General features: G+C 46.2%; 5 protein-coding genes and 1 pseudogene. 1 reads left to right on the top strand and 5 read right to left on the bottom strand.

Going from position 1 to position 4,652, the window contains the following annotated elements; all coding sequences use genetic code 11:
• Window positions 1–165, bottom strand: a 165-nt coding sequence (locus BHE85_RS10805; RefSeq protein WP_047664789.1) for an IS1 family transposase, incomplete at its 3' end; no start/stop codon positions are given.
• Window positions 166–343: 178 nt separating this feature from the next.
• On the opposite strand from BHE85_RS10805, the gene ynaI reads away from it, so the two are divergent.
• Window positions 344–1,375 (top strand): low conductance mechanosensitive channel YnaI, encoded by a 1,032-nt coding sequence (ynaI, locus tag BHE85_RS10800; protein WP_000559900.1) that lies wholly within the window; start codon window positions 344–346, stop codon window positions 1,373–1,375.
• 50 nt (window positions 1,376–1,425) lie between these two features.
• Here the strand turns inward: ynaI and mppA are convergent, their stop codons facing one another.
• The 4 genes and pseudogenes from mppA to BHE85_RS10785 form a co-directional block, all read right to left on the bottom strand.
• Entirely contained in the window at window positions 1,426–3,039 is a 1,614-nt protein-coding gene (mppA, locus tag BHE85_RS10795) for a murein tripeptide ABC transporter substrate-binding protein MppA (RefSeq protein ID WP_000683019.1), read from the bottom strand.
• A 164-nt stretch (window positions 3,040–3,203) separates the two neighbouring features.
• Window positions 3,204–3,278, bottom strand: a pseudogene (locus BHE85_RS28395) (epoxyqueuosine reductase QueH); the annotation flags it as partial.
• Between the two features lie 97 nt (window positions 3,279–3,375).
• A complete protein-coding gene (pgrR, locus tag BHE85_RS10790) occupies window positions 3,376–4,275 on the bottom strand; it encodes a DNA-binding transcriptional regulator PgrR (protein WP_000817693.1) in 900 nt (299 codons plus the stop codon).
• A gap of 46 nt (window positions 4,276–4,321) precedes the next feature.
• Window positions 4,322–4,652, bottom strand: a 331-nt coding sequence (locus tag BHE85_RS10785; RefSeq protein WP_000321149.1) for an integrase core domain-containing protein, incomplete at its 5' end; no start/stop codon positions are given.

The following is a 4,652-nucleotide window of genomic DNA, read 5'->3' as shown; positions in this document are numbered from 1 at the left end:
TTTCTGGTGCGTACCGGGCTGAGAGGCGGTGTAAGTGAACTGTAGTTGCCATGTTTTACGGCAATGAGAGCAGAGATAGCGCTGATGTCCGGCAGTGCTTTTGCCGTTACGCACCACGCCTTCAGTAGCGGAGCAGGAAGGACATCTGATGGAAATGGAAGCCACGCAAGCACCTTAAAATCACCATCATACACTAAATCAGTAAGTTGGCAGCATTACCAGTTAGCTAATGTTGCTACTTCCTTCCCTGACTATTGATGATCTGAATGAATTGTCGCGGTAAAATAGCCCCGCCAGGGGGTTCCGGCATGACGACAATTATCTGGAGGAGCCTGATAAAACAATGATCGCTGAACTGTTTACAAATAATGCGCTTAATCTGGTCATTATTTTCGGTAGCTGCGCAGCATTGATTCTGATGAGCTTTTGGTTTCGCCGCGGAAATCGTAAAAGAAAAGGTTTTTTATTCCATGCGGTGCAATTTTTAATCTACACCATAATTATCAGTGCTGTTGGTAGCATTATTAATTATGTTATAGAAAACTATAAACTCAAATTTATCACCCCAGGCGTTATCGATTTTATCTGTACGTCCCTGATTGCGGTTATTCTGACGATTAAGCTATTTTTGCTGATTAATCAGTTTGAAAAACAGCAGATTAAAAAAGGTCGCGATATCACCAGTGCGCGGATTATGTCGCGCATTATCAAAATCACCATTATTGTGGTGCTTGTTCTGCTTTATGGCGAACATTTCGGCATGAGCCTTTCTGGCTTGCTGACCTTTGGTGGTATTGGTGGTCTGGCTGTCGGTATGGCCGGTAAAGATATTCTGAGTAATTTCTTTTCCGGGATCATGCTCTATTTCGACCGTCCTTTCAGTATTGGCGACTGGATCCGTTCACCGGACAGAAATATCGAAGGTACAGTAGCGGAAATTGGCTGGCGAATTACCAAAATTACGACCTTTGATAATCGTCCATTGTACGTACCGAACTCGCTGTTTTCGTCGATCAGCGTAGAAAACCCAGGACGAATGACCAACCGCCGCATTACCACGACCATTGGTTTACGTTATGAGGATGCGGCAAAAGTGGGCGTTATTGTCGAAGCCGTACGTGAGATGCTGAAAAATCACCCGGCCATCGACCAGCGACAAACCTTACTGGTTTATTTCAACCAGTTTGCCGACTCGTCATTGAATATTATGGTTTATTGCTTTACCAAAACCACGGTATGGGCTGAATGGCTTGCTGCACAACAAGACGTTTATTTGAAGATTATCGATATTGTGCAGTCACACGGCGCGGACTTTGCCTTCCCCAGCCAGACGCTGTATATGGATAACATTACACCGCCGGAACAGGGGCGCTAAATCAGACATCACTGGCGTTATCCACAAGGGTAACGCCAGTTCCCATCACATCAATGCTTCACAATATACATAATCCGGCTGTACGCCACATCTTCCGGGTTATTAATGGGATAACCTTTCAGCCACGGCTTGATTAATCGTCCATTGGTATATTGATAAATTGGTGCAATCGGTGCTTGCTCCATGAGGATTTTTTCTGCCGCGTTGTAATCGGCATTACGCGCTTTAACGGTATTTTCCGTCGATGCCTGGGCCAGAACTTTGTCGTATGCCGGATTGTTAAAGCGTGAAATATTTCCTGAATGCGTTGACGTTAATAATGTCAGGAAAGTGGAGGGTTCATTATAATCCCCCACCCATGAGGCGCGGATAACATCAAAATTGCCGGTGTTACGGCTATCGATATAGGTTTTCCATTCCTGATTTTGCAATTTAACATCTACGCCAAGGTTCTTTTTCCACATCGATGCTACAGCAATCGCAATTTTTTGATGGTTTTCTGAAGTGTTATACAAAAGCGTCAGCTTCAGCGGTTTTTGCGGACCATAACCAGCTGCGCTCAACAAAGTTTTTGCCTGCGCATTCAGTTCTTCCTGACTCATTTGTTCAAACGGCGAAGGTTCCGGCGTAAATCCGGCGGTAACATCTGGTGTAAAATGCCACGCTGGCTTTTCGCCCGTTCCCAACACTTTTTCGGTCATCAGGCGGCGATCTATCGTCATACTTAATGCCAGGCGAACGCGCTGATCTGCCGTCGGCCCTTTTTGCGTGTTAAACGCATAATAATAGGTCCCGAGCTGCGGCGGCGTATAAACCTGCCCCGGAATATCCTTCAACAGCTTCTGATACATATTTTTCGGGAAGGATTCGGTGATATCAATATCCCCCGCGAGGTAACGCTTAGTGGCTGCGGATTCCTGATTAATTGGCAGGAAGGTCACTTTTTGCAGTACCGTTTTGGCGTTATCCCAATAATGGGTATTCGGTACCACGACCAGTTTTTCATTGACTACGCGTTCTTTAAGAACATAAGCGCCATTGCCGATCAGATTTCCGGGTTTCGTCCACTCTTTACCGCTTTCTACGTTGGCTTTTTGCACCGGGAAGAAGGCAAAGTTAGCGGTTAAATTCACAAACCACGGCAACGGTTTATCAAGCTGAATTTTCAAGGTATGGGCATCAACTGCGGTGACGCCAAGCTGGTCAGGCGTAGCTTTACCATCAATAATCGCCTGTGCGTTGTTGATTCCCGCCAGCGCGGCAAACCATGCAAATGGCGATAGCGTTTTCGGGTCCACCAGACGCTGCCAGCTGTAGACAAAATCTTGCGCCGTTACCGGTGTGCCATCCGCCCATTTTGCGTTATCGCGCAGGGTAAAAGTCCAGATACGGTTGTCATTACTTTTCCACTGAGTCGCAACGCCGGGGACAATCTCCCCTTTCTCGTTCTGATTCACCAGTCCTTCAAACAGATCGCGAATGACCTGAATCTCTGGCAGGCCCACGGCTTTAGCGGGATCCAGCGACGCAGGCTCATCTTTAATGTGGCGCACCAGCTCCTGCTTCTCTGCCAGTACTGTGCCGCTCGGAACTTCTGCAGCATACGAAAGAGAAATGCTGCTGACCAACAGCGCACAACACGTGACTGAAACAGAGTGCTTCATAAGTTTCCCTCTAACCGACATTAAAATTGATGCGTAATTATTTGTTTCGCCTTAAAGAAATGCAAACAACTTCCATCAAAAAAGTGACACAGGAAGCATAAAATGTTTTATGTATCAATATATTAAATCAGATTTAGTGTAAATAATCGACGCCAAAATGCGGCAAAGCACATAGAACACCGAATACTACGTTCAGGCTTCGCACGTTCAAACCAGTTTTCGGTATCAAAATCAGCATCTGTCGCCATTGTACGAAGAATAAAAAATAACCAAAACGTTGAAAGGAACTGAGAATACGTTAAGAGAGAAATTAAATTAATGTATCAGCAAGTAGTGCTAAACAGCACCTTTATACTTCAGCCTATCTATAAATAATGAGAATGCCGAGCCAGCATGTCGACGGTGTGGATAGTACAGGTGATAACCGGGTAAATCTGGTGTGAATTTATCCAAAACACGTATCAGTTTTTTTTCTTTAATAGCCCGCTCAACCTGATCATAAGGTAGATACGCCAATCCATGCCCATCAATTGCAGCATCAATGATCAGGTCTATCGTATTCAGTAAAAGCTGACCTTCCATGCGAACACGAACTTCACGTCCACCGCGTATTAATCTCCAGCGATTTGCTGTACCCGATGTGGGAAGATACAAATTAATTGCCTGATGATCTATTAATTGTGACACTGACGTTGGAACACTTCGGCGAGAAAAATAATCCGGTGAGCCAACAATAGCCATTGGTATATCTGGCCCGATTCGAATGGCGATCATATCTTTATCCATCTCCCCACCCAGACGGACGCCTGCATCAAAACGTTCAGAAACGACATCGGTCAAACCATAATCAATGGTGAGCTGAATATCAATTTCAGGATGCGATTTCAGGAATGTGCGCATTGCTGGTAACAATATCGTTTTTGCTGCATGTTCTACAGTAGTAATACGTATTGTCCCGGATGGGCGGTTCTGCAGCTCGCTCAGGGATGCCAGGGCTGAATCTATGTCATGCAACATAGGGCCAAGAACAGACAAAAGATGCTCGCCCGCTTCAGTTGGAACAACGCTGCGCGTGGTTCGCGTCAGAAGCCGCAATCCCAATCGTTCTTCTATACGACGCACTATCTGGCTTAAAGCTGACTGCGCCATGCTCAGGCGGGCTGCTGCACGAGTGAAGCTACGCTCCTCTGCAACGACGACAAACGCCATCAGATCAGCGATTTCTTCACGCTTCATTCAGTATCTCCATGCAATCTATTAATCATTTAAATTGGATTTGCCCCTATATTTCCAGACATCTGTTATCACTTAACCCATTACAAGCCCGCTGCCGCAGATATTCCCGTGGCGAGCGATAACCCAGCGCACTATGCGGATGCCATTCGTTATAATGCTCGAACGCCTCTGCAAGGTTCTTTGCTGCCGTTAACCCGTCTGGTTTGGGCATGATACTGATGTAGTCACGCTTTATCGTTTTCACGAAGCTCTCTGCTATTCCGTTACTCTCCGGACTCCGCACCGCCGTGTTCTTCGGTTCAAGTCCCAACATCCGGGCGAACTGGCGTGTTTCATTAGCCCGGTAGCATGAACCATTATCCGTCAGCCACTCCACT

Origin of the sequence: Shigella sp. FC1567, from assembly GCF_001743015.1 — a bacterium.
Taxonomy (GTDB): Bacteria; Pseudomonadota; Gammaproteobacteria; order Enterobacterales; family Enterobacteriaceae; genus Escherichia; species Escherichia coli.
Note: the sequence above shows the minus strand (reverse complement) of the source record. Positions and strands in the feature narration are given on the sequence as shown.

Coding starts and splice junctions, on each gene's coding strand:
- ynaI (WP_000559900.1), top strand. CDS start 344: ATGATCGCTGAACTGTTTACAAATAATGCGCTTAATCTGGTCATTATT.
- mppA (WP_000683019.1), bottom strand. CDS start 3,039: ATGAAGCACTCTGTTTCAGTCACGTGTTGTGCGCTGTTGGTCAGCAGC.
- pgrR (WP_000817693.1), bottom strand. CDS start 4,275: ATGAAGCGTGAAGAAATCGCTGATCTGATGGCGTTTGTCGTCGTTGCA.